The sequence below is a fragment of the Variovorax sp. Root434 genome (assembly GCF_001426595.1).
GTDB lineage: Bacteria > Pseudomonadota > Gammaproteobacteria > Burkholderiales > Burkholderiaceae_C > Variovorax.
On sequence record NZ_LMEK01000007.1, the window covers coordinates 54,487 to 78,038 of the forward strand.

Annotated in this window: 21 protein-coding genes; 5 read left to right on the top strand and 16 right to left on the bottom strand. The window is 68.2% G+C overall.

Annotation, left to right across the window (positions count from 1 at the left end):
- Nucleotides 1-143: 143 nt before the first annotated feature.
- Genes ASD05_RS08810 through ASD05_RS08820 form a run of 3 tightly spaced genes read right to left on the bottom strand, consistent with a single transcriptional unit; the run spans nt 144 to nt 3,225 of the window.
- Nucleotides 144-1,199: an amino acid ABC transporter permease gene (locus ASD05_RS08810; RefSeq protein WP_056590556.1), complete on the bottom strand. Its 1,056-nt coding sequence runs from the start codon at nt 1,197-1,199 to the stop codon at nt 144-146.
- Nucleotides 1,196-2,194, bottom strand: coding sequence for an amino acid ABC transporter permease (locus ASD05_RS08815; RefSeq protein WP_056590559.1), 999 nt, complete (start codon nt 2,192-2,194; stop codon nt 1,196-1,198). Before ASD05_RS08815 ends, ASD05_RS08810 begins: the two co-directional genes overlap by 4 nt.
- Nucleotides 2,191-3,225 carry an amino acid ABC transporter substrate-binding protein gene (locus ASD05_RS08820; protein ID WP_056590562.1) on the bottom strand — a complete coding sequence of 345 codons (1,035 nt, stop codon included), beginning with the start codon at nt 3,223-3,225 and terminating at the stop codon, nt 2,191-2,193. Before ASD05_RS08820 ends, ASD05_RS08815 begins: the two co-directional genes overlap by 4 nt.
- A gap of 173 nt (nt 3,226-3,398) precedes the next feature.
- Between ASD05_RS08820 and ASD05_RS08825 the strand changes: the two genes are divergently transcribed.
- The gene (locus tag ASD05_RS08825; RefSeq protein ID WP_056590565.1) at nt 3,399-3,794 is read left to right on the top strand and encodes a DoxX family protein; all 396 of its coding nucleotides are present in this window, start codon (nt 3,399-3,401) and stop codon (nt 3,792-3,794) included.
- 6 nt (nt 3,795-3,800) lie between these two features.
- Here ASD05_RS08825 and def read toward each other — a convergent pair whose 3' ends face one another.
- The 5 genes from def to smc all read right to left on the bottom strand — a co-directional run bounded on the left by def (nt 3,801) and on the right by smc (nt 11,670).
- On the bottom strand, nt 3,801-4,340 hold the full coding sequence (def, locus tag ASD05_RS08830) for a peptide deformylase (RefSeq protein WP_056590568.1): 540 nt from the start codon (nt 4,338-4,340) through the stop codon (nt 3,801-3,803).
- 36 nt (nt 4,341-4,376) lie between these two features.
- Nucleotides 4,377-4,808 carry a hypothetical protein gene (locus ASD05_RS29415; RefSeq protein WP_082572018.1) on the bottom strand — a complete coding sequence of 144 codons (432 nt, stop codon included), beginning with the start codon at nt 4,806-4,808 and terminating at the stop codon, nt 4,377-4,379.
- Between the two features lie 115 nt (nt 4,809-4,923).
- Nucleotides 4,924-7,011 carry an NAD-dependent DNA ligase LigA gene (gene ligA / locus ASD05_RS08835; RefSeq protein WP_056590571.1) on the bottom strand — a complete coding sequence of 696 codons (2,088 nt, stop codon included), beginning with the start codon at nt 7,009-7,011 and terminating at the stop codon, nt 4,924-4,926.
- 25 nt (nt 7,012-7,036) lie between these two features.
- Complete coding sequence (locus ASD05_RS08840) at nt 7,037-8,140, bottom strand: cell division protein ZipA C-terminal FtsZ-binding domain-containing protein (RefSeq protein WP_056590574.1); 1,104 nt, start codon at nt 8,138-8,140, stop codon at nt 7,037-7,039.
- 14 nt (nt 8,141-8,154) lie between these two features.
- Complete coding sequence (smc, locus tag ASD05_RS08845; RefSeq protein WP_056590577.1) at nt 8,155-11,670, bottom strand: chromosome segregation protein SMC; 3,516 nt, start codon at nt 11,668-11,670, stop codon at nt 8,155-8,157.
- A 173-nt stretch (nt 11,671-11,843) separates the two neighbouring features.
- Here smc and ASD05_RS08850 point away from each other — a divergent pair, with 173 nt between their 5' ends.
- The 4 genes from ASD05_RS08850 to ASD05_RS08865 all read left to right on the top strand — a co-directional run bounded on the left by ASD05_RS08850 (nt 11,844) and on the right by ASD05_RS08865 (nt 14,987).
- Complete coding sequence (locus tag ASD05_RS08850; protein ID WP_235507913.1) at nt 11,844-12,554, top strand: hypothetical protein; 711 nt, start codon at nt 11,844-11,846, stop codon at nt 12,552-12,554.
- 72 nt (nt 12,555-12,626) lie between these two features.
- Nucleotides 12,627-12,941 carry a helix-turn-helix domain-containing protein gene (locus ASD05_RS08855; RefSeq protein WP_056590583.1) on the top strand — a complete coding sequence of 105 codons (315 nt, stop codon included), beginning with the start codon at nt 12,627-12,629 and terminating at the stop codon, nt 12,939-12,941.
- Nucleotides 12,938-14,230: a type II toxin-antitoxin system HipA family toxin gene (locus tag ASD05_RS08860; protein WP_056590586.1), complete on the top strand. Its 1,293-nt coding sequence runs from the start codon at nt 12,938-12,940 to the stop codon at nt 14,228-14,230. The genes ASD05_RS08855 and ASD05_RS08860 overlap by 4 nt, the downstream gene beginning before the upstream one ends.
- Before the next feature lie 64 nt (nt 14,231-14,294).
- Nucleotides 14,295-14,987 carry a hypothetical protein gene (locus tag ASD05_RS08865; protein WP_007837844.1) on the top strand — a complete coding sequence of 231 codons (693 nt, stop codon included), beginning with the start codon at nt 14,295-14,297 and terminating at the stop codon, nt 14,985-14,987.
- 24 nt (nt 14,988-15,011) lie between these two features.
- Here the strand turns inward: ASD05_RS08865 and fabG are convergent, their stop codons facing one another.
- The 8 genes from fabG to ASD05_RS08905 are packed head-to-tail and all read right to left on the bottom strand — an operon-like array spanning nt 15,012 to nt 23,541.
- The gene (gene fabG, locus ASD05_RS08870) at nt 15,012-15,743 is read right to left on the bottom strand and encodes a 3-oxoacyl-ACP reductase FabG (RefSeq protein WP_056590589.1); all 732 of its coding nucleotides are present in this window, start codon (nt 15,741-15,743) and stop codon (nt 15,012-15,014) included.
- Nucleotides 15,740-16,213 (bottom strand): hypothetical protein, encoded by a 474-nt coding sequence (locus ASD05_RS08875; RefSeq protein ID WP_056590593.1) that lies wholly within the window; start codon nt 16,211-16,213, stop codon nt 15,740-15,742. The genes fabG and ASD05_RS08875 overlap by 4 nt, the downstream gene beginning before the upstream one ends.
- Complete coding sequence (locus ASD05_RS08880; protein WP_056590596.1) at nt 16,210-16,977, bottom strand: class I SAM-dependent methyltransferase; 768 nt, start codon at nt 16,975-16,977, stop codon at nt 16,210-16,212. Before ASD05_RS08880 ends, ASD05_RS08875 begins: the two co-directional genes overlap by 4 nt.
- Entirely contained in the window at nt 16,974-17,813 is an 840-nt protein-coding gene (locus ASD05_RS08885; protein WP_056590599.1) for a polysaccharide deacetylase family protein, read from the bottom strand. The genes ASD05_RS08880 and ASD05_RS08885 overlap by 4 nt, the downstream gene beginning before the upstream one ends.
- A complete protein-coding gene (locus ASD05_RS08890; protein WP_056590602.1) occupies nt 17,813-20,206 on the bottom strand; it encodes an MMPL family transporter in 2,394 nt (797 codons plus the stop codon). Before ASD05_RS08890 ends, ASD05_RS08885 begins: the two co-directional genes overlap by 1 nt.
- Nucleotides 20,206-20,832 carry a LolA-related protein gene (locus tag ASD05_RS08895; protein ID WP_056590605.1) on the bottom strand — a complete coding sequence of 209 codons (627 nt, stop codon included), beginning with the start codon at nt 20,830-20,832 and terminating at the stop codon, nt 20,206-20,208. Before ASD05_RS08895 ends, ASD05_RS08890 begins: the two co-directional genes overlap by 1 nt.
- Nucleotides 20,804-21,826, bottom strand: coding sequence for a hypothetical protein (locus ASD05_RS08900; RefSeq protein WP_056590608.1), 1,023 nt, complete (start codon nt 21,824-21,826; stop codon nt 20,804-20,806). Before ASD05_RS08900 ends, ASD05_RS08895 begins: the two co-directional genes overlap by 29 nt.
- On the bottom strand, nt 21,826-23,541 hold the full coding sequence (locus tag ASD05_RS08905) for an AMP-binding protein (protein WP_056590613.1): 1,716 nt from the start codon (nt 23,539-23,541) through the stop codon (nt 21,826-21,828). The genes ASD05_RS08900 and ASD05_RS08905 overlap by 1 nt, the downstream gene beginning before the upstream one ends.
- Between the last annotated feature and the right edge of the window lie 11 nt (nt 23,542-23,552).

The following is a 23,552-nucleotide window of genomic DNA, read 5'->3' on the forward strand; positions in this document are numbered from 1 at the left end:
GGTGGTAATCATTCGAGCAACGACCATCGCCTGCGCGGAGGCAGGCGGCATCATGCGAGCCATCAGGGCTGCATCGGATGCGGGGTGGAAATCGTGGCTCGACATGAAGGCCCGGAGTGTACAGGACCCCGGCCGTGCCCGGCTCAGCGCGCGGCCGACAGCCGCTTTTCGAGCCACACGCTGTAGCGCGAGAGCCCGAAGCACAGCACCCAGTACACAGCCGCGATGAAGAGATAGCCCTCAAGATAGAACGGCCGCCACGTCGGATCACCGCCCAGCGCCAGGCCCAGCGCGCCCGTCAACTCGAACAGGCCGACCACGGTGACGAGCGAGGTGTCTTTCAGCGTACCGACCACGCTGTTGGTCAGTGCGGGCACCACGAGGCGCAGCGCCTGCGGCAGCACGATGTCGCGCTGCACCGGCCAGCGGCCGAAGCCCAGCGCCATCGCCACTTCGGTCTGCCCGCGCGGCACGGCCTGCAGGCCGCCGCGGATGATCTCGGCCAGGTACGCCGCCACGAACAGCGTCAGCCCCGCGAGCACGCGCACCAGCACGTCGGGCTGCCATCCGGCCGGCCACAGCAGCGGCAACAGGAACGAGGCCATGAACAGCACCGAAATCAGCGGCACGCCGCGCACCAGTTCGATGTAGCTCGCACTCAGCGTGCGCACCACGGGCCAACCCGAGCGGCGGCCCAGCGCCAGCAACAAGGCCAGCGGAAAGGCCAGCGCCAGCCCCACCACCGCGAGCCCGATGGTCAGCGGCAGGCCGCCCCAGCGGCTCGTCGGCACATGGCTCAGTCCCAGGACGCCGCCACGCATCAGCAGCACGAACAGCAGCAGCGCGCCGATCCACAGCGGCACGAGCCACCAGCGCCAGCTCCGCGGCCAGGCGCTGAGCACGGTGACGGCGGACAGCACGACGACCGCGATGGCCGGGCGCCATTGCTCTTCATACGGAAAGCGCCCGAACAGCATCGGCCGCCACTTCTCTGCCACCACGCCCCAACAGGCGCCGTGCCGCACGGCCCGGCAGGCCTCGGCGTCGGGCCGGAACACCGCATGCACGATGCCCCACTCGACGGCGTGGAAGCCGCCCCACGCGAGCAGCGCAAGCAACAGCACCGTCGCCAGCGCCCGCAGCGGCGAACCCCAGAGTTCGCTGCGCCACGCGACGGGTTCCTGCGTGACGCGCCTCATTGCCAGCCTCGCAATGCAACGCGCGCGTTGTAGCGGTTCATGCCGAACGAGATCAGCAGTGACAACAGCAGATAGACCGCCATGATGATCGCGATGCACTCGAAGGCCCGGCCATTCGAACCGATGGTGGTGTTGGCCACCGACACCAGTTCCGGATAGCCCACGGCCACAGCGAGCGACGAGTTCTTGGTGAGGCTCAGCAGCTGGTTGGTGAGCGAAGGCACGATCACCCGCAGCGCCTGCGGCAGGATCACGATGCGAAGCTGCTGCACCGGCGACAGGCCCAGCGCCTGCCCCGCGAGCACCTGCCCCTGCGAGACCGACAGGATGCCTGCGCGCACGATCTCCGCCACGAACGCGGCCGAATAAAAGGTCAGGCCCGCCACGATGGTCACGTACTCGGGGCTCAATGCAGCGCCGCCACTCACGCCGAAGTCGCCACGCTCGGGAAACTCGAAATGCGTGGGCCACCAGCCGCCCTCGCCTGCCACGGGCCATGGCACGCTGAGGCCGCCCTTGCTGAGCCACACGCCGGGCAGCAACCGAACAGGCTCCGTCGGGTCGGGCAGCAGGTTGGCCATCGCGAAGGCCAGCATCAGCAACTGCACCAGCAGCGGCACGTTGCGCAGCAACTCGACGTATGCGGTGCAGATGCCGCGCAGCAGCACGTGCGGCGCCAGTCGGCCGATGCCGATGAGCGTGCCGAGCACGACCGAGAAGATGGCCGCCGGCACCGCCGCGCGCACCGTGTTGATCAGGCCCGCGAGAAACGCGCGCCAGAACGGCTGGTTCGCGTCGAAGTCCAGCCAGCCTTCGCTGATCGAGAAGCCCGCGGGCTCGGTGAGAAAGTCGAAGCCGGAGCGCACGCCGCGTGCACGCAGCACCTCGAGCGCATGGTGAACCACCCAGACCGCGCCGGCCACGACGGCCAGCACCAGCAGCGCCTGGACGGCCCATGCCAGCCAGACCCCGCGGCGCGAGGCCCTGGCGCTCATCGAACCGGGGGTGCGTAGATCAGGCCGCCCTTGTTCCAGAGGTTGTTGGAGCCGCGCGGCAGCTTGAGCACCGACTTCGGCCCGACGTTGCGCTCGAACATCTCACCGTAGTTGCCCACGGCCTTGATCGCGCGGAACGACCAGTCCTTGTCGAGGCCCAGCAGCTTGCCGAGGTCTTCGCCGGTGCCGACCAGGCGCTGCTGCGCCGGGTCCTTGCTGCTGGCCTTGAGCTCGTCGGCATTGGCCTGCGTGACGCCGAACTCCTCGGCCTCGATGAGCGCATTGGGCACCCACTTGGCGATGGCGAACCATTCGTCGTCGCCACGGCGCACCAGCGGCGCGAGCGGCTCCTTGGAGATCAGCTCGGGCAGGATGACGTAGTCGTCGGGGTTCGGCGCTTCCTTGTTGCGCAGGCCGGCCAACGCCGAGGCGTCGGTCGTGAAGGCCTGGCAGCGGCCCGAGAAGAAAGCCTTGAACGAAGCCTCGAAGCTTTCGAAGACGACGGTCTTCACCGGGATGTTCTGCGCGCGGAAGTAGTCCGACACGTTCTTCTCGTTGGTGGTGCCCGACTGCGTGCAGATGGTCGCGTTCTTGAGTTGCTTGGCGCTCGTTACCTTGAGCTTCTTCGGCACCAGGAAGCCCTGGCCGTCGTAGTAGGTGATGGTGGTGAAGTTGAAGCCCAGCGAGGCATCGCGCGTGAGCGTCCATGTCGTGTTGCGCGCGAGGATGTCGATCTCGCCGGCCTGCAGGGCCGAGAAGCGCTGCTGCGAATTGAGCGGCACGAAGTCGACCTTCTTGCCGTCGCCAAGCACGGCGGCCGCGATGGCGCGGCAGGTGTCGACGTCGAGGCCCGACCAGTTGCCCTGGGTGTCCGGTGCGGAAAAGCCCGCCACGCCGTTGGTCACGCCGCACTTGACGGTGCCGCGCTGCTTGACCGCATCGAGCGTCTTGCCGGCGAAGGCCGGCGCAGCAGCGGCGAGCACGATGACGGAGGCTGCGGCAAGCAATGCCGGACGGAAACGATTGTTCATTGGTGTTCTCCTCAACAGTAGGCAAAAGGCAGTGTACGGGCCGACACGAGACTCTGCCAAAGAACCACGGGTTTGATGCATATGCCCGTAGCCCGACGCAAATCCGGTGCCCGAAGACGCTGCAGGTTCACTACCATACGGCCCTCGAATCACTACAACTGGAATCCACACAAATGGTCAAATCCGACGACACCGGCAAGTTCATCCTGCGCGTCGCGCTTGGCGTCCTGATCCTGCTGCACGGCATCGCCAAGCTCCAGGGCGGCGTCGGCTTCATTTCCGGCATGCTGGCCCAGCATGGTCTGCCGGGCGGGCTGGCCTACCTGGTCTATATCGGTGAAGTGGTGGCGCCCGTGCTGCTTATCGTCGGTCTCTACACGCGGCCTGCGGCATGGATCGTCGCGATCAACATGCTCGTGGCTTTCACGCTGGTCCACATGAAGGACCTGACCTCGCTCGGCAAGCAAGGCGGCTGGGCACTGGAAATGCAAGGCATGTTCCTGTTCGCGGCACTCGCCATCGCCCTCATGGGCGGCGGCCGCTTCGCGCTCAGCAGCAAATACAACTGAACCGGCTCAATCGTCGTCTGCCGCGTCGAGGCCCGGAAACAGGACCTCGGTGTAGCCGAAGCGCGAGAAATCGCGCACCCGCATCGGGTACAGCTTGCCCAGCAGATGATCGACTTCATGCTGCACCACGCGCGCATGAAAGCCGGTGGCGACCCGGTCGATCGGGTCGCCGTAGGGGTCGAACCCGGTATAGCGGATGTTGGCGAAGCGCGGCACCACGCCGCGCAGGCCCGGCACCGACAGGCATCCTTCCCACCCCTCTTCCTCCTCGTCGTCCAGCGGCGTGATGACGGGATTGAGCAGCACGGTGCGCGGCACCGGTGGCGCATCGGGATAGCGGGGATTCACGACATCGGTGCCGAAGATCACGAGTTGCTGGTCCACGCCGATCTGCGGTGCGGCAAGGCCGGCACCGTTGACCGCATGCATGGTTTCGAACATGTCGCGCACCAGCAGGTGCAGTTCGTCGGTGTCGAAGGCGGCCACGGGCTGCGCGATGCGCAGCAGCCGGGGGTCGCCCATTTTCAGGATTTCGCGGATGGCCATGGCGGGATTATCGCGACAGGCCCGCAGCCGCCGCGATCAGGGAGGCGTCTGGGTCTTGGAGTCCGGCGAAGTCCACAGGCGCGCATTGCCGCGCGGCGGTGTCGGGATGGAGCCTGGTCCTCCACCGGTAACGGGCGGACGCGGTGCGACGCCCGGTCGGCCAGCGCCCCAATTGCCTGACGGGCGTCCGACCACGCCGGGATTCGGATAGACAGGGCGCGCGGCCGGATAGCCTGGCCGGCCGTAGTACGGACGGTCGTAGTAGTACGGACGCCGCTGCTCGTAGTAGCCGCCACCCTGGATGTAGACCGGCGCGGGTGAAACGACCACGGGCGACGGTTCGCTGTAGTAAGGCCCCGACGAGTAGCCGCCGCCATAGTAGGGATCGGCGGGCACGCCCACGCAGCCGCTCAGCAACGCAACGCCGCCGAGCGCGGCGCAAGCACCAAGAACACGAATTTTTTGCATGAGGGACTCCTTGTGGCCTTCGATTAGTTTTCAACGCCAGGTTGTAGACCCTGTTGACTGCGTTCCGATGAAGTCGCGTAACGACCGGTAAAGGGCCTGTCGGCACCTCTGCGGCTTACTCCGCCGGAACACCGTTGGCGAGTATCTCCAGCATACGCGCCTCATCGATGATCTCGACGCCGTTTTCACGCGCCTTGTCGAGCTTGCTCCCGGCCTCTTCACCGGCCACGAGGTAATGGGTCTTCTTGCTGACCGAGCCGGAAACCTTGGCTCCGGCTGCCTCCAATTTATCCTTCGCTTCGTCGCGGCTCAGCGTAGGAAGCGTGCCGGTGATGACGAAGGTCAGACCCGCCAAAGGCTTCGGCGCCCTGGCGGCGGGCTCGCCCTCTTCCCAGTTCAGGCCGCAGGCGCGCAATTGCTCGACCACTTCGCGGTTGTGCGGCTGATCGAAGAAGGTGCGCAGGCTTTGCGCCACCACCGGTCCCACGTCGTTCACTTCGAGCAGTTGCTCCTCGCTCGCGTCCATGATCGCGTCGAGCTTGCCGAAGTGCTTGGCCAGGTCCTTCGCGGTGGTTTCGCCCACGTGGCGGATGCCAAGGCCGAACAGGAAGCGCGGCAGCGTAGTCTTCTTCGAGGCCTCGAGCGCGTCGACAAGGTTCTTCGCCGACTTCTCGGCCATGCGGTCCAGCCCGGCCAGCGTGGTGAAACCCAGTTTGTAGAGATCAGGCAAGGTGCGGATCAGGTTGGCGTCGACCAGTTGCTCGACCAGCTTGTCGCCCAGTCCGTCGACATCCACCGCACGCCGCGCCGCGAAGTGCAGGATGGCTTCCTTGCGCTGCGCCGCGCAGAACAGGCCGCCGCTGCAGCGGTAATCGACCTCGCCCTCCTCGCGCACGGCTTCCGAATCGCACACGGGGCACTTGTGCGGCATGGTGAAAACTGCGCCGCGCTGATCGTCGGGCTTGGCCAGGCTGTCAGGCGCCACGCCGACCACTTCGGGAATCACATCGCCGGCACGGCGCACGATCACCGTGTCGCCCACGCGCACGTCCTTGCGGCGCGCCTCGTCTTCGTTGTGCAGCGTGGCATTGGTCACGGTCACGCCGCCGACGAACACCGGCGCGAGCTTGGCGACCGGCGTGAGCTTGCCGGTGCGTCCGACCTGGATCTCGATGCCGACCACCTCGGTCAGTTGCTCCTGCGCCGGGTACTTGTGGGCCACGGCCCAGCGCGGCTCGCGCGAGACAAAGCCCAGTTGCCGCTGCAGCTCGATGCTGTCGACCTTGTAGACCACGCCGTCGATGTCATAGGGCAAGGCGTCGCGTTGGCGGCCGATGTTCTCGTGGAAAGCTATGAGTTCAATCGCACCTGTCGCGCGCGCCGTCTGCCTGGCCACGGGAAAGCCCCAGGCATCGAACTGCTGCAGCCAGTCGAATTGCGTCGGGCAGTCGGGTCCGCCCTCGGCCGCTGGCGTCACCTCGCCCAGCCCGTAGGCAAAGAAGCTCAGCGGCCGCGCCGCGGCAATCGCCGGGTCGAGTTGGCGCACCGCGCCGGCAGCGGCATTGCGCGGATTGACGAACACCTTCTCGTTCTTCTGCCCGTCCGCGATCTTCTGGCGCTGGCGCTCGTTGAGCGCGTCGAAATCGGCGCGCTTCATGTAGACCTCGCCGCGCACCTCGACCACCGGCGGCGCCGTACCGTTGAGGCGCAACGGAATCTCGCGCACGGTGCGGATGTTCTGCGTGACGTCTTCGCCCACCTCGCCGTCGCCGCGCGTGGCGGCCTGCACCAGCACGCCGTTCTCGTAGCGCAGGTTCATGGCAAGGCCGTCGAACTTCAGCTCGCAGACGTAGGCGACCTGTGGTCCGTCCTCGGACAGGCCCAGCTCCTTGCGCACGCGCGCATCGAAGGCGCTCGCGCCGGCGGGCGTGATGTCGGTCTCGGTGCGGATCGACAGCATCGGCACCTTGTGGCGCACCTTGACGAAACCGTCGAGCACCTTGCCGCCCACGCGCTGCGTCGGTGAATCGGGCGTGCGCAGGTCGGGAAACTCGGTTTCGATGGCCTGAAGGCGCTGGAAGAGCCTGTCGTACTCGGCGTCCGGCAGTTCGGGCGTGTCGAGCACGTAGTAGAGATGGGCGTGGCGGTGGAGCTGTTCGCTCAGTGCGGCGGCTTCGCGTGCCGCTTCGTCGCGCGTCGTCATGGGTGTCTCCCGGAGGTCGGAGTTGTTAGCTGAAGAGGCGCCGTGCCAGCGGCGAGCCCGCAGCGAGGTCGCGCGCATCGAGCGTGTCGTAGAGCTGCTCGAGGTCGGCGCCGATCACGTCCATTGTCTCGTCGCGCAGCAGCTGGCCGTCGCTGTCGGTGACCACGCCGTCCATCTCGCGCGCCAGCGTGGCGGCGGCTTCGCGCATGCGGCGGAACGGCTCTTCGCCACGGTCGACCTGCGGCACGTCGAGGCTCAGGCTGAGTTCGCGGATGGCCGACTGGGCCGGGTCGTCGGCCAGCGCGGCCTGCGTGTCGAAGGCCAGCCCGAGGATCGGTGGCAGGCCGGCTTCACTGGTGGGTAGCACCATGCGCCCCGGGATGATGCCGGCCACGAAGCCGAGCCGCGCCGCGTTCTGCTGCACATAGCCAGGACTCCAGGCCGCATGCAATGCGCGCAGGACAAAACCCAGTTGCGCGTCGTGCGCACTAGCGAACTGATCGAGCTCGCGGGCGCGCGCCACTTCGTCGAGCATCTCGGGAAACTCGGGCGCGCCGTTGACGGCGTCGGCAAAGGCCTGGGCCTTGACCACGAATTCGGAGTACTCGATCTCGTTGAGCGCACCCGTGCGGTTGGCCAGCTGCACGCCGACCTGGAAAGCGCTGTAGCGCTGGCCGGCCACCGGCGGCTCCCACTGGCCGGTGTGTTCATTCAGGCCTTCGATGGCCACCGGCTTGCTGCCCGCGCGCCGTGTCGGCGGCATGGCGGCGATGGCGGCATCGCCCGAGGCGAGGCCATCGAGCGAGATCGGTGCGATCACGTCGATCAGCGGGTCGAGCCCGCCGCGGCGTTCGCCGGTCGCCACGGGCACGCCGCTGGGCGCCGGCAGGTCGGGGTCGAACAGGGGTTCATGGCGGTCTGCCCCCTGTATCTGGTGCGGATCGGCATGCAGCATCGGCTCCATGCCGCCGCCGCTCTCCGCCAATGCGCGCTCGGCTTCATCGAGCGCGATGTCGATCGCATCGGGCTGGCGCGGCGCATTGCGGCGCGACATCAACGTGTTGTAGGCAACGACGGCCGCGAGAACGAGGCCGCCGAGGATGGTCAGGGCGAGAGTGAGGCTGCTCATGGGTGCCGCTCGGCTTACGCGGCTTCGACCATCGAGACCGCCGACTCCATGTCGACCGCAACGATGCGCGACACGCCCTGCTCCTGCATCGTCACGCCGATCAGCTGCTCGGCCATTTCCATGGCGATCTTGTTGTGGCTGATGAAGAGGAACTGGGTTTCGCGGCTCATGGCTGTCACGAGTTTGGCATAGCGCTCGGTGTTCGCGTCGTCCAGCGGCGCATCCACTTCGTCGAGCAGGCAGAAAGGGGCCGGGTTGAGCTGGAAGATGGCGAACACGAGCGCAATGGCCGTGAGCGCCTTCTCGCCGCCCGAGAGCAGGTGGATGGTCTGGTTCTTCTTGCCCGGGGGCTGCGCCATCACCTGCACGCCGGAGTCGAGGATTTCGTCGCCCGTCATCATCAGCTTGGCGTTGCCGCCGCCGAACAGCTCGGGGAACATGCGGCTGAAGTGCTCGTTGACGACCTTGAAGGTGCCGCCCAGCAGGTCGCGCGTTTCGGCGTCGATCTTGCGGATGGCGTCTTCGAGCGTGCCGATGGCCTCGTTCAGGTCGGCCGACTGTGCGTCGAGGAAGGTCTTGCGTTCGCTCGCGATGGCGAGTTCGTCGAGCGCGGCCAGGTTCACCGCGCCGAGCGCGACCACCTCGCGGTTGAGCCGGTCGATTTCGCCTTGCAGGCCAGTGAGCTTGACCTTGTCGGTTTCGATCGACTGCTCGATGGCTTCGAGGTCGGCGCCGGCATCGTCGAGCAGCTGCTGGTACTGCTCGACGCCCAGACGCGCGGCCTGTTCCTTCAACTGGAACTCGGTGATGCGCTGGCGCAGCGGATCGAGTTCGCGTTCGAGCTGCAGGCGGCGCTCGTCGCTCGCGCGCAGCTTGAGCGTGAGGTCGTCGTACTGGCTGCGCGCCGAGCCCAGCGCGGCTTCGCGTTCGAGCTTGAGCGACAGGGCATCCTGCAGGCCGGCCTGCGCGGCGGCATCGGACAGCCGGGCCAGTTCGGCCCGGGCGCGCTCGTCTTCGTCGGTCAGTGCCACGGTCTGCTGCGCCGCGGTTTCGATGGAGCGATTGAGCTCCCCGCGGCGGGCTTCGAGCGTGCGCTGCGAGAAGGTCGCTTCCTGCGCCTGGCGCTCGAGGCTGCGGTGCTGCTCGCGGCTCGCGCTCAGCGCGCGGCCGGCTTCGATCACGCGCTCGTCGAGTTGCGCGTGGCGCTCCTGGCTGTCGGCCAGCTGCATGTCGAGCTCTTCGAATCGGCCTTCGGCGGCGATGCGCCTCTCCTGCAGTTCTTCGAGCTGCGCGTCGACTTCGCCGAGGTCGGCGGCCAGCTGCTGGCTGCGCGCGCGGGTCTGCTCGGCGAGCTGTGTCATGCGCAGGGTCTCGACCTGCAGTTCGTGCGCGCGCGACTGGGTCTCGGCGGCTTCGCGACGTGCGGTCACGAGGCGCTGCGCGGCGTCGGCGTAGGCGGCTTCGGCGCGGACCAGGGCCGTACGCGCTTCTTCGTTGATGAGTGTCTGGGCGCGCAGCTGGCGCTCCAGGTTTTCCATTTCCTGCTGGCGGGCCAGCAGGCCGGCCTGTTCGGAGTCGGGCGCGTAGAAGTTGACGCTGTGCGAAGACACGGCGTGGCCACTCTGCACGTAGATGACTTCGCCAGGCTGCAGTGTGGCGCGCTGGGCCAGCGCTTCCTCGAAGCTCGCAGCGGTGTAGCAGCCACGCAGCCAGCCGTTCAGCAGGGCCTGCTGGCCGGCATCGTTCAGGCGAAGCAGGCTGGACAGGCGCGGCAGCGCGGCCGAGCCTTCGGGCGCTCCGGCGGTGGGCGGGCTGTAGAAGGCAAGCTTGGCGGGCGGCGCATCGTTGCCGAAGGCGCGCACCATCTCCAGGCGGCTGACTTCGAGCGCACCCAGGCGTTCGCGCAGCGCGGCTTCGAGCGCGTTTTCCCATCCCTGCTCGACGTGGATGCGGCTCCACAGGCCTTGCAGGCCGTCGAGGCCGTGCTTGGCGAGCCAGGGCGCCAGCTTGCCGTCGGTCTTGACCTTTTCCTGCAGCGCGCGCAGCGCTTCGAGGCGGGCCGAGAACTCTGCATGGCGGGCGCCCTCGGTGTTGACGGCCTGCTGCTTCGCGCGGCGGTCGTCGTCGAGTTGCGGCACGGCTTCCTGCAGCTCATGCAGGCGGGCGTCGGCTTCGCTCGCGGCCTCTTGCGCCATGGCGTGCTGCTCCTGCATCTCGAGCAGGCGGGCTTCGTCGGGCGCGGCCAGCGCGTTCTGGTCGGCGCGCAGGCGCTCGCTGCGCTGCGTGAGCTGGCGGCTTTGTTCCTCGATGTTGCGCTGGTCGGCGGCCAGCACCTGGATCTGCTGCTGTACCTGCGACACGGTCGTGCGCTGGGCGTTGGCCTCGTCCTGGGCGCGCTGCACGGCTTCCTCGAGCTCGGGCATGCGCGCGTCGTGCTCTTCGAGCTGGGCGGCCAGCAAAATGGCCTGCTCCTCGGCGTCCACGCCGGCACCGGCCAGCGTTTCGATCTCGGCCTCGGCCTCTTCGCGGCGGCGGCCCCACTGGCCCATCTGCTCGCGCAGTTGCACCAGGCGCTGCTCGACGCGCTGGCGGCCTTCGACCACGAAGCGGATCTCGCCCTCGAGCCGGCCGACTTCGGCGCTCGCCTCGTACAGCTTGCCCTGCGCCTGGTTGACCTGGTCGCCGGCGCCGTAGTGGGCCTGGCGCACCGTTTCGAGTTCGGCCTCGATGTGGCGCAGGTCGGCGGTGCGCGATTCGAGGTCGTTGATCGCCTTTTCGGATTCGAACTTGATCTTGGCCTGGTCGGCGTTGCTTTCGCTGCGCTTCAAGAACCACAGCTGATGCTGCTTCTTCGTAGCGTCGCCTTGCAGCGTGTTGTAGCGCGCAGCCACCTCGGCCTGCTTCTCGAGCTTTTCGAGATTGGCGTTGAGCTCGCGAAGAATGTCCTCGACCCGCGTGAGGTTCTCGCGCGTGTCGCCCAGGCGGTTCTCGGTTTCGCGGCGGCGTTCCTTGTACTTGGACACGCCAGCGGCTTCTTCGAGGAACAGGCGCAGCTCTTCGGGCTTGGACTCGATGATCCGGCTGATGGTGCCCTGGCCGATGATGGCGTAGGCACGCGGCCCGAGACCGGTGCCGAGGAACACGTCCTGCACGTCGCGGCGGCGCACCGGCTGGTTGTTGATGTAGTAGCTGCTGGTGCCGTCGCGCGTGAGCACGCGGCGCACGGCGATTTCGCCGAACTGGTTCCATTGGCCGCCGGCGCGGTGGTCGGCGTTGTCGAACACCAGTTCCACGCTCGAACGGCTGGCCTGCTTGCGGGTGGTCGTGCCGTTGAAGATCACGTCCTGCATCGACTCGCCGCGCAACTCCGACGCACGCGACTCGCCGAGCACCCAGCGCACCGCGTCCATGATGTTCGACTTGCCACAACCGTTCGGCCCGACGACGCCCACCAGTTGGCCCGGCAGCAGGAAGTTGGTGGGTTCGGCGAACGACTTGAAGCCCGAAAGCTTGATGGAATTAAGACGCACGACTTGTCGGCCTGCTTGGCTCTAGCGCCAAGGTATTGATTTGTAAGGAAAATTGCACGGGCCTGCAGCTTGCAGCAGGCCGCCGCCCCAGCCGTGGATGATAACGTCAGGGCATGAGCGATTCCCTGGTTTCTCCCCTCGCCATGCGACGTACCTGCCTCCTTGGAGGCATCTTGGCGGGCACGGCTGTTCTGCTTGGCCTTGCAGGCTGCTCGTCGACGCGCGACACCCAGCGCGCCGAGCCCTACAGCAGCCACGAATGGATGCAGTCCGGCGCCAACCGCATCGCCAACCTGTCGCTGCGCGACAACCTGCAGTCGGTGCGTCGCGTGCAAAGCACACTCTACAAGCGCAACCCGCGCGAATGGCGCAAGTCGGCGGCCAGCATGGACGAGGCCACCCAGCGCGCCTGGGACGCCGTGCTCAAGGGCCCACCCCTGCCCGAATTGAAGGGCGCCACCGGCATCGATGCGATCCGCCTGGCCTTCGATACCGGGCCGCAGGGCTACCAGGGCGACCGTGTCGCGGCGCTGGTGTACGGCTGGGCCACCATGCTCAAGCAGGCCAACGGCGACACCTGGGACCAGACCATGATCGACGGCATCAATGCCGAGAACAGCTTCAGGGCCGCGCGCAACTTCGAGATCTCGCTCTGGCTCATTTCCTCCAAGACCGGCCCCGACGGCCAGCCACTGCTGCTGGCGACCGAAATCAGCGACCGCGGCCGCAACCTCGTGGCCGACCGCGAACTGTCGAAGGTCGTGGCGCGGCTCGACCTGCTGGCTGCGCAGGCCGACGAGAAGTACCGCCGGGCAGCGCTCGATTTCGGCCAGAACTGGGTGATGGGCGTGGTCATGCCCTTCTTCACGCTGATACCCAAGTGAAAGCGATGGAATAAGCAGCGAAGGTTTTAGGAAAGATATTTCCTAAAACCTCATTTGCGGTAATATATTTCCGTGAACAAGCAGGAACTCATCACCGCCCTGGCCGCTCGCCGCGATGCCGCCGGCATCTCGAATGCCGAGATCGCGCTGCGCTCGGGACTTACCGAGCGCTCCGTGCGCAACGCCCTGAGCCTGCGGGGCAACCCGCAGCTGTCGTCCCTGCTGGCGCTGGTCGATGCACTTGGGCTCGAACTGCAGCTTGCGCCGAAGGGCTTCGGCGAAACCACGGCCACCGATCCCGGCTATCGCCCCGTCGCCACACGCGTGGGCCATGCAGTGGCGCAGGCGCCCGGCGCGCCCCACAACAAGCGCCGCTCGCCTCCATGAACGTCAAGATCCTCGAGATTTCGCTCGGCACACGCCGCTTCGGCAAGCTGTTCCAGTACGCAGACCTGTGCCGCTTCGTCGCGGAGCCCGAGCTGGTCGCCAATCCGCCAGCCGAAGTGCTGTCGCTCTCGATGGTGGCGAGCGACCCGGCGGCCCAGTCGGCGCTCTGGAGCGACGTCAAGAACCCGCTGTTCAACGCCCAGGGTGGCCAGCTGCCGGGGTTTTTCCAGAACCTGCTGCCCGAAGGCGTGCTGCGCAGCCATATCGCGCAGCTGCGCGGCTGCCGCGAGAACGATCATTTCGAATTGCTCGCTGCATGCGGCGGCGACCTGCCCGGCGCAGTGAGCGCCCGGCCCGTGTCGGTGGACCGCGGCACGCTGCAGCGCCTCATCACGCAGGACCAGGATGCGCTGGAGATGTCCGTGGTCGAACTGCCGATGCCGCAAGGCATTTCGGTCTCTGGCGTGCAGCCCAAGCTGGGCCTGCGCCGCCAGGGCGGGCGGTACGTGGCCCGCACGCGGGCCGGCGCAAGCACCCGGGTGATCGCCAAGCTGCCGGTCGCCGGCCGGCCGCACATGCCGCAGCTCGAGATGCTGTCGCTGCAGATGGCCGGCGCGGCGGGCGTAGAGGTTTGCCATGCGGAACTCGCCCCGCTCTCGGCCATTGCCGCGGAGCACAGCTATGCGCTGCCCGACGAGCCCGAATTCCTGGCGGTTACGCGCTTCGACCGCGACGGCGCGCGCCGCATCCATTTCGAAGACTTCGCTCAGGTGCTGGCGATCGACCCGATGCGCAAGTACAGCGGCAGCTACCTCGACATGGCGCTCGCGATGCGCGCGTTTCCGTCGCTGGGCGACGATGCGGTGCTCGAGCTCCTGCGGCGGCTCGTGGTGAACGACCTGCTCGGCAACCCCGACGCGCATCTCAAGAACTTCGGCGTGCTGTATCCCGACGGCGTTGCGCCGCGATTCGCGCCGGCCTACGACATCGTCGCGTACGCCGCGCTGCAGGGTGTCGACGGCCACGCGCTGCCGCTGTTGCCCGAATCCACGGTCTCGGCCCGGCGCACCGCCCTGTTCACGCCCGCCAACGTACGCGCCTTCTGCTTCTCGACCGGGCTGCACGAGCCGCTGGTGCGCCGTGTCGTCGCCGACACAGCACGGCTCGCCCGCGACAAGTGGCCCGCAATGATCGACGCCTCGGCGCTGCCGGCGCCGTGGAAGAAGCGGCTGCAGCAGCGCTTGCAGGCACATCCCTTGCTGCAAGCCATGGCAAAACGCGGCAGGTAGAAAAACTGGCCCCTAGAATGAATCCGCCCTCCACCCCTCAACCCATTCGAGGCAGCAGCAACTCATGAGCTCCATCAATTTCATCGGCGGCGAAAAAGGCGGTGTCGGCAAGTCGGTCACGGCGCGCGTGCTGGCGCAGTACTTCATCGACCACAGCCGCCCTTTCACGGGCTTCGACACCGACCGCTCGCACAGCTCGTTCACCCGCTTCTACGAAGGCTTCGCCTCGCAGGTGGTGGTCGACAGCTTCGAAGGGCTCGACACGGTCGTCAACGGCTTCGAGACCAACCCGCAGCAAAGCGTGATCGTCGACCTTGCCGCGCAAACGCTGGCACCGCTGTCGCGCTGGATCAAGGAGTCGGACCTGTTCGACGTGTTCGCCGACATCGGCGTCACCGTCAATTTCTGGCACGTGCTGGACGACGGCAAGGACTCGACCGACCTGCTCGGCGCGCTGATCGACACCTTCGGCAACCGGCCCAACTACATCGTGGTGCAGAACTACGGCCGCGGCAGCGACTTCGGGATGCTGCTGGCCTCGCAATCGCTCTCGAAGGCGACGGCGAACGGCGCACGCGTGATCACCCTGCCCCGCCTGCACGACGCGAGCATGCGCAAGATCGATGCGCAGAACACGAGCTTCTGGAAGGCCGTGAACGACCGCGAAGGCCCGCATGCGCTCGGGTTGCTGGAACGGCAGCGCGTGAAGTCCTGGCTGGCTACGGCCTACGCGGCGTTCGACACCTTGCCGCTGTAAAAGAAATCCCGGCGGCGGATCTCTTCAGATCATCCCGCCGTTGATCGAGATCACCTGGCCCGTGATGTAGGCCGCCTCGTCACTCGCCAGGAAGGCGGCCAGCGCTGCCACTTCCTGCGGCGTCCCCGCGCGTTTCACCGGCACCATCTGGTTGACGATCGCGGGATCGAACACCGCATCCGCCATCGGCGATGCAATGATTCCGGGTGCAATCGCGTTCACCGTCACGCCGCGCGACGCCACCTCGAGCGACAGCGCCTTGGTCGCGCTGTTCAGCGCGCCCTTGGCCGCGGCGTAGTTGACCTGCCCCCGGTTGCCCGCAATCGCGGCTACGGAAGAGATATTCAGGATGCGCCCCCACCGCGTGCGCATCATGGGCAGCAGCAGCGGCTGTGTGACGCGGAAGAAGCCGTTGAGCGATACGTCGATCACCTTGTGCCACTGCTCTGCGCGCATGCCCGGCAGCACGGCGTCGTCGTGCACGCCGGCGTTGTTGACGAGGATCTGGACCGGCCCGCCTTCCAGGATGCGCGCGCACGCCGCCGCCGAGGCTTCGTCGCTGCACAGGTCGAACACGTGGCACTCCGCCTTGCCGCCCGCCGCCGTGATCGATGCAGCCAGTTGCTCGACCGCCTCGGGCCGCGCATTGGCGTGCAGCAGGACCGTGGCGCCGTCCCGCGCGAGGCGTTCGGCCATGGCAGCGCCGAGCGCGCCGCTGGCGCCCGTGATCAGCGCGCGTTTTCCTTCGAGACTCATGGCGATGTCATGCTTTCTGCAGCTAGCGGTGTGTTCAGGACCACCACGGCGCGGCCTTCGGCCAGCATGCGGCCGTCGTCCGCCTTCACCGTGAATTCATAGAGGATCTGGCGGTCGTCGCCCGACAGGCGCCGGGCTCCCACCTGCAACGCGCCGGGCACGTCGTCGAGACGCGCCACCGCCAGTTTCACGTTGCGCGCGCTCGCCAGGAAACCCGCCGACGGCGTGCTGCCCTCGGCAGCCAGCAGGCCGCCATGCAACGCCATGGCCTGCGCCGCGTATTCGATGGCATTGGGCGCGAGCAGTCCGCTCTCGGTGCGCAACGGGTTGTCGGCCTGTGCGTGCGTGGTCGTGCTGCAGTGAATGGCCTCGGCGTCCCAGCTCTCGAGCCGTTCCAGCAGGCACATGCTGCCGCTGTGCGGAATGCGCCGGGCAATGCCGGCGCGGTCGAGCGTCTGCGGCGCCGTCACGCGGCCCCTTCCAGGTCGGCCACCAGCAGCACGTTGGCGAAGGGCGTGCCCGCGCTCATCGGAATGCTCTGCACGCGGAAGCCCAGGCGCCGCAGCAGCGCCGTCCAGTCGGCCAACGGCCGGCCCCAGGTCGGCGAGACCTTGTGGCCACGGATGCGCGTGACCGTGCGGTCGACCCACTGGCTGATCGCGAAGCCGCGGCGGCTCGACGCGTCGCCCACGCGCAGCAGCAGCCGCGCCTGCGGGTTGGCGCCACGGCGCAGCGCGTCGCGCACGCGCTGCAGCACGCCTTCCTGCGCTTCAAGGTTCACGTAGTGCAGCACGTCGAGGATCACGACAAGGTCGCAGTCCGGCAAGGCGGCCGAGCACATGTCGGCGCAGACCAGCTTCGGCGCGGGCTGCAGATGGCCGATGGAGGCTTCGGCGCGCGCCACGTCCTTCGGCATCAGCTCGATGCCGGTGTAGTCTGCGCCGTGCGTCGTGGCGTGCCATGACGACGGCCAGCGGCCCTGCTTCTGCATCGTGCTCATCGACGCCAGCAGGCTTGCGAACAGGCCCTGGCCGCAGCCGATGTCGACCACGCGGCTGTGCTGCGCGCCGACCAGCCGATGTTCGAGCAAGCCGCGAAACACCGGATCGCGTCCCAGCTTGCCGCGCGCGAAGTGCCAGGCGAAGCTGCCGCTCTTCCGGTAGGGAACGGTCGCGGCCTCATGCAGCTCGCGCCAGGCGTTGTCGGTCGACGACGAGGGCATCACCGCGCTCATGCTTTGAGGCCCTCGGGCAAGGTAACAGCGCGCAATCCATCGGCGCGCAGGCGTTCGAGCAACAAGGGCAATACCTCCAGCAAAACGGGTTGTCCTTTGGCGGTGCGCGCGGCATTGCCGTCGTGCAGCAACAGGATGTCGCGCGCCTGCAGGTTGTGGCTCAGGCGCGCCATCACCTTGGCGGCGTCGCCTTCGCGCGTGTCGAAGCCGCGCCGCGTCCAGCTCACCAGCGAGAGGCCGAGGCGGTGCAGCACGGGTTCGAGGAACGGGTTGCGCAAGCCGGCCGGCGCGCGGAAACAGGTCGGGCGCTGGCCGACGGTGTCGGCGAGGATGTCCTGCGCCCGCGCAATTTCGGCTGCAAAGCCGCGCGGCCCGAGAAAAGAGAAGTTGTGCCGGTGCTGCGCCGTGTGGTTCTGGATGCTGTGGCCGCGCGCGACGATCTCGCGCGCCAGTTCGGGATGCGCCAGCACGCGTTCGGCGATGCAGAAGAACGTGGCGCGCTGGCCGTGCGCATCGAGCAGATCGAGCACTTGCGGTGTCACCTCGGGCTCCGGCCCGTCGTCGATGGTGATCGCCACTTCGCGGCGCGCGGCAGCCGCTTCGGGCAGCCGCGTGACGTTGGGGCCCAGCAGGCTGCTGCGCGGCGTGAGGCCGGCGCCGGTGATCAACGCATGGTTCAGCACGATCGCGCCGATGGCCCACGGCAACGCACCCGGCACCAGCACGCCCGCGCCGATGGCCGCGACATGCCATGCCGCGCTGGCGCGGATGGCCGGCGGCCAGGGCCAGGATTCGGTGGACGCAGGAGCGGAAGACATGGGGGTCGATTTTCCCATCAGCGGCGCGCCGCTTTCGCAGGCGCCACGCTCCGCGCAAACGCCGCCGACAGCAGCAGCGCCAGCAGCGCGCCCGGCGCAACCACGCGACCAATGGACGACAACGCCGGAATGTCCGAAATCGCGATCAGCCCGAACGACACCACCGTCGTCAGGTTGGCCAGCATCAGGGACGCCAGCGTGTCTTCGTCGGCCCGCCCAGTCGTGCGCAGCTGGTCGAAGAACAGCGCGTAGTTCGACCCCACCGCCACGATCAGCAGCAGCCCCACCAAATGCAGGATGCCGAGCGCCGCCTGCAGCAAGGCCATGCCGCCGAGCGTGAGCACCACCGCGAACAGCAGCGGCTGGCACACGGCCAGCAGCCGACGCCACGAGCGCAGGTAGATGCCGAGCAGCACCACCACCGCCAGCGCGCCGAGCAGCACCTGCACGAAGGCCTCGTGCAAGTAGCGCTGGTACAGGCCCGCGAGTTCGCGGCCGACGTCGACCACCTGCACTTCGGGCACGCCAGCCAAGGCTGCTTCGAGGCGGCCCTGGTCGAACTTGGTGCCGGGGTGCAGCACGACCAGCGTGCCCCATCCGCCGCCCGGGCGTTGATACATGAGCGTGTTCAGGATCGAACCGAGCGGCCCACCGGCCAGTTCGGCGCGCTCCACCGGCGGCAGCTTGCGTGCCGCCTCGATGTCGGCCAGGAACGGCCCGAGCCGCGATGCCGGCAGCGGCATGCCCTTGGTCGCCTCGGCCAGATTGGTGCGCAGCGTTTCGGCGTTCGGCAGGCTCGCGATGCGCGCCGTCTGCACCGCCACGCTCGGCAGCACGCGCGTCACGGTTTCGTAGCCGACGAGTTCGCCCTGCTCCACCAGCGCATCGAGCCGCGCCGCGGCCGCCTCGGTGTTGCGAAGCGCGGCCTGTTCGTCGTCGCCGAATGCAACCACCAGCACGCCGCCGTCGCTCGCGCCGATGTCGTTGCGCAGCATTTCGTCGAGCTGCTGGGCCGCCTTGGGCACCGGGCTCATCGCGCCCAGGTCGGCGCGCCACAGGTGGCCGCCCTGCCACAGCACCAGCGCCAGCGCGGCCACGCCCAGCGCCGCCAGCGGCCAGCGCAGGCGCGGCAGGCCGCGCACCAGTGCGCCGGCCATTTGCGCCATGTACCTGCGCATGCCCATGCCGGTGGCGCCGTCGGGCGCCAGCACCGGCAGCACGTAGCGCGTGGCCAGCGCGGCCGCGACGAGGCCGGCGATGGAGAACACGCCCAGCTGCGCCAGTCCCGGAAAGCCCGAGAACACCAGCGCCGCAAAGCCGCACACCGAGGTCAGCAGGCCGAGCCGCACGGTCGGCCAGTTCAGGTCGCGCCAGCGCTGCCAGCCGGTGCCGGCCACGGCCGCGCCCCGCGCCTGAATGAGGTAGTAGATGGCGTAGTCGACCGTCTCGCCGATCAGCGTGCTGCCGAAGCCCAGCGTGAGGCCATGCACCGAACCGAACACGAGGCTCACGCTCGCCGTGCCGATCACCACGCCCGTGGCCACGGGCAGGAAGGCGATGACCAGCGCACGCGGCGAGGCGAACGCCAGCAACAGCAGCCCGCCCATGACGATGCCGCCCACCACCGCGAGATGGAGCGCTTCGGTCTTGATCTTGTCGCGGCTCATCACCGAGAACACCGGCGGCCCGCTGAGCAGCAGCTTCGGCGCCGTTGCGCCCATGTCGCGCGTGGCGGCCTCGTAGGCGGCGTGCACGCGTGCGATGGCCACGGCCTGCGCGTCGAGGTCGCTGCCGGCGGCGCGCGTGGTGGCGATCATCAGCGCGCGCGGCGCGGCGCGCGACATCCACACGCCGTCTTCGCTGCGCGGCGCGCTGGCGGGCACCAGTTCCATGGCAATGCGCTGTGTCTCGCCGGTCGGGTCGCGGTCGAGAAACGGCTTGATCACGTTGCCGGCCGGCGTGCCGAGCATCGACAGGGTTTCGTTGATGGCGTCGCGCAGACCCTCGGCGGTGAACTGCCCAGGCACTACGCCTGGCGACAGCTGATAGCGGTGCTGCAGCACCCAGGCTCCCGCCTCGCTCCAGTCGCCGACGTCGCCGTTCTGGACCAGATCGAACAGCTTGCTCTCGCGCATGTCTTTGGCGACCGCACGCGACACGGCGGCACGCTGCTCGGTACTGCCGCCCTCGATGCCCAGCATCAGCGTGCGCGAGGCGACGCCGCTTTGCAGCTGCTCGATCAGCACGCGCTGGCGCACGTCCGGGCTCTTGGGAAGGAAGGCGGAAAGATCTGCGCCGATCTGCGTGCGCGCAATGACGACGGCACCGCACAGCAGCACCAGCAGCCACGCCAGCAGCACGACCGCTCTGCGCCGCCAGCCCGGCGGACCGCCTGCCTGCTGTTGCGGCATCACGGCGTGGTGCGTCCGGGCGCGCTGGATGGAGCCGCGTTGCCCGGTGTGATGTTCATGACCGAGCGGTCACCGCCGACGAACTCCATCTCGAGCCCCAGCACGTCGCTCGCGCGGCCGTTGATGCGCATGCTGCGCACCTGCGCCGCCAATCGGCTGTCCATCGGGACGAGGTCGAGCGTCCACTTGGCAGCCGAGCCCGACACGGTGCTGCGGAAATAGCGCTGCAGCGTGACACCGTCGCCGGTGAGCGTGCCGCGCATGGCTTCGACCAGGCCGAGCAGCTCGGGCATGCTGTCCAGCGCCAGCGTGCGGGTGCGGCCGCCGCGCGAAAGCGTCAGCGTGTTGCCCTCGACAGCCATGGTCTCGATGCGCGGCGACAGCGTGCGGCGCACCAGCTTGTCGGGTGCGTCGAAGCTCAGCGTGCCGCTGGCGTCGAGCGGACCTTCGAGGCCGTGCACGAAGCGTTGTTCGGTGAAGCGAGCCTCCCCGCTCTTCTGCTTGGCCAGCAGCGTCATCAGCTCGGGCAGGTCGAACGCCGCCCAGGCCGGCACGGCAAAGAAGGCCAGCGCGAGCACGCAGGCCCTGCAAAGCCAGTCAAGCCGCATCTTCGAGCCAGAAATCATGGAAATTGAACCAGTTGTAGGGATACGCGCGGCACAGCGCTTCCAGGCGTGCCACATAGGCTTCGACGGCCGCGCGGATGCGCTTTTCGCGCTCCGCGGGGCTGCAGACCGCCTCGCCGAAGTCGGCCAGCGGATCGAACCGGACATCGTAGCGAGCACCGCCGCCGTAGAGCCCGGCCATGAAGAACACCTTGCGGCGCAGCAGGGCCGCCAGACGGAAGGGACCATCGTTGAAAACCGCCGGCTGCCCGAGGAATGGCAGCACGATGTTGTTGCCGCGCTGGTGCACGGGCTGGTCTTCGCTGCCCGGCAGCGTACGGTCGGCCAGCATGCCGCCCAGGCCGCCGCCGTCGAGCCAGTCGCGCAATTCGAGCATCGAATGCGGCCGGCCCAGCGCGATGACGTGCGGCCGCAGTTCAGGCACCGCAATGGCGTTGAGGATGGCCGTGATGCGCTGCGCGTTGTCCGGGTACATCAGCATCGCCAGGCGCAGGTTACGCTGGTGCGTCTGCTGCTTGCAGGCGCCAAGCGCCTCGAAGCTGCCGACGTGGGCGCCGAGCAGGAAGGCGCCCCGCCCTTGTGCGATCTCGGACTCGATCGGCACATTGCCCTCGATGCCGACCTTGAACAGGTCCATGCGCCCGCGCAGGAAGTAGACGCGGTCGAGCACCGTCGACGCGAAGGCGTGCAGCAGGCGGAAACCGTCGACCCAGCCCGCCTGCGGGCCGATGGCCCTGAACAGATAGCGCTTGATGTGCCGGCGCTGCGCCGGTGCGAACAGCAGGAAGTAGAGCGCGATGGGCGGCAGCAGCAGGCGCGTGACGTGGCGCCCACACACCAGCGCCATCGCGACGATGAAACGCAGCGCAAGCATGTTGCTGCGCTCTGGCGCATGCGCCCAGCCGCCACTTTCACCGCGCTCGCCATTCGGTGCCGCCTGCCCTGCCCGGTCAGCCTCTTTCAAGGCGCGCGCTTCAACGTCGGCGTGTTTCATCACGCGGACTCTTGCACGGCCGTCCAGCGACCGGTGACGGCCACCACGCCGTCGCAGCGAACGTCGAAACGTACGCCGCGGCCAGGTCCGGCCTCCGGATGCAGCTCGATCGACAGCGCGGCGCCCGGGCGCACCGGCGACAGGAACTTTGCCGCGGCGAGCGTGGGATGTGCGCCCAGCCGCGCCACCAGGGCCGGCACGCGCCGGATCGACTCCATGACCTCGGCCAGCACCAGCGCGCCAGGCAGCAGGGGCTGGCCCGGAAAATGGCCGGCGAATACGGGGTGATCCGCCGGCACCATGTGCGCCATCTGCACTGGCGTGTCGTCTTCCGCGAGCTGTGCCAGCGCGAATTCGCGCAGCGCACGCACCGTGAGCTTGCCCGTGCCTTCGCGTGGAAACGCCTTGACCTGCACCACCCTGCGCGGCACGAACACGGGTTCGAGCCGCTGCCGCAGGGCCGCGATGATGTCGCCCGCCGAGAGCTCTGGCGCGACCACGAAGGCCACCGGCCGCACGACCCCGTCGGCCACCTCGTCGGGCAGCCAGAAGGCGCCGTCGTTCACGCCGGGAATGCTGTTGAGATGGAAGTTCAGGTGCGCCAGCGAGCTGCGCCGGCCCGCCACGTGAATCAGGTCGTTGGCGCGGCCGAACAGGCGGAAGCGGCGTTCGTCCAGCAGTTCGAGCACGTCGGCCATCGGCGTGGGCTCGGGCATGAAGTCGCCGCTGAAGATGAAGCGCTCGGGGCCGCCGTCGGCCGAGGGCTCGGCGTGCACGCGGATCTCGCCGAAGGTCTCCCAGATTTCACTGTCGGTGGTGCGGCGCGTGGCAACCTGGCCCGACTCGGTGCTGCCGTAGATTTCGAGCAGCACGCCCCCCATGGCCTGCTCGGCCTGCTGCGCAAGCTGCGGCGACAGTGGCGCGGTGGCCGAAAGGATCAGGTCGACCGCTGGCAGCTCGATGCCCGAGAGCAGCAATGTCTTGAGATGGAACGGCGTGGTGACCAGCGCACGCGGCCGTGGCACCGAGGCCAGCGTTTTCGCAACATCAGCCGGAAAGAACGGCCGGCCGCTTTCGAATGCTGCGCCGCCGAGCATTGCGAGCAGCACCGACGATTCGAGCCCGTAGCTGTGCTGCACCGGCACGGTCGCGACCAGCGTGAGGCCTTCGAGCGAGGGACGCTCCAGCACCCGGCACAGGCGCTTGACGGCCACCGCCACGTCGCCCACCAGCGTGCGCCAGGTCTTGGCGTGCGGCTGCGGTACGCCGGTCGAGCCCGAGGTGAGCAGGCTGGCCGCGTGCATGGCCGCGTCGATCGCGGGCACCGCGCCATCGGGATCGGCACCCCCGCCGGGACTCGCGCGGTTTTCGAACAGCACGCGCTGCATCCCCGGGGCCTGCAGCTTCGGGTCATCGGTGAGCGCAAAAAGATGCGAGCCGCCGGATTCGAGCAGGCGCGCGAGCGTGTCGGGCCGCGCGTCGGGCGGCAGCAGGCTGGCATGGCCGCGCACCAGCGCCGCGCCCAGGCTCACGGCGAAGGCGTATCGGTCGGCGCAAAGATTGACGGCCGGCCCCTCGCCCGGAAGCCCGGGTGCGAAGCGGGCCACGTCGGCCAGGAACTGCCGCGCACTCACGGGAACACCGGCGCGCCAGGCAAGGGGGGCATCGGGGTCTCGGTCCGCGAGCAGCGGCAGGAAGCGAAGGTCTGTCGTCACGCTGGCAGCGC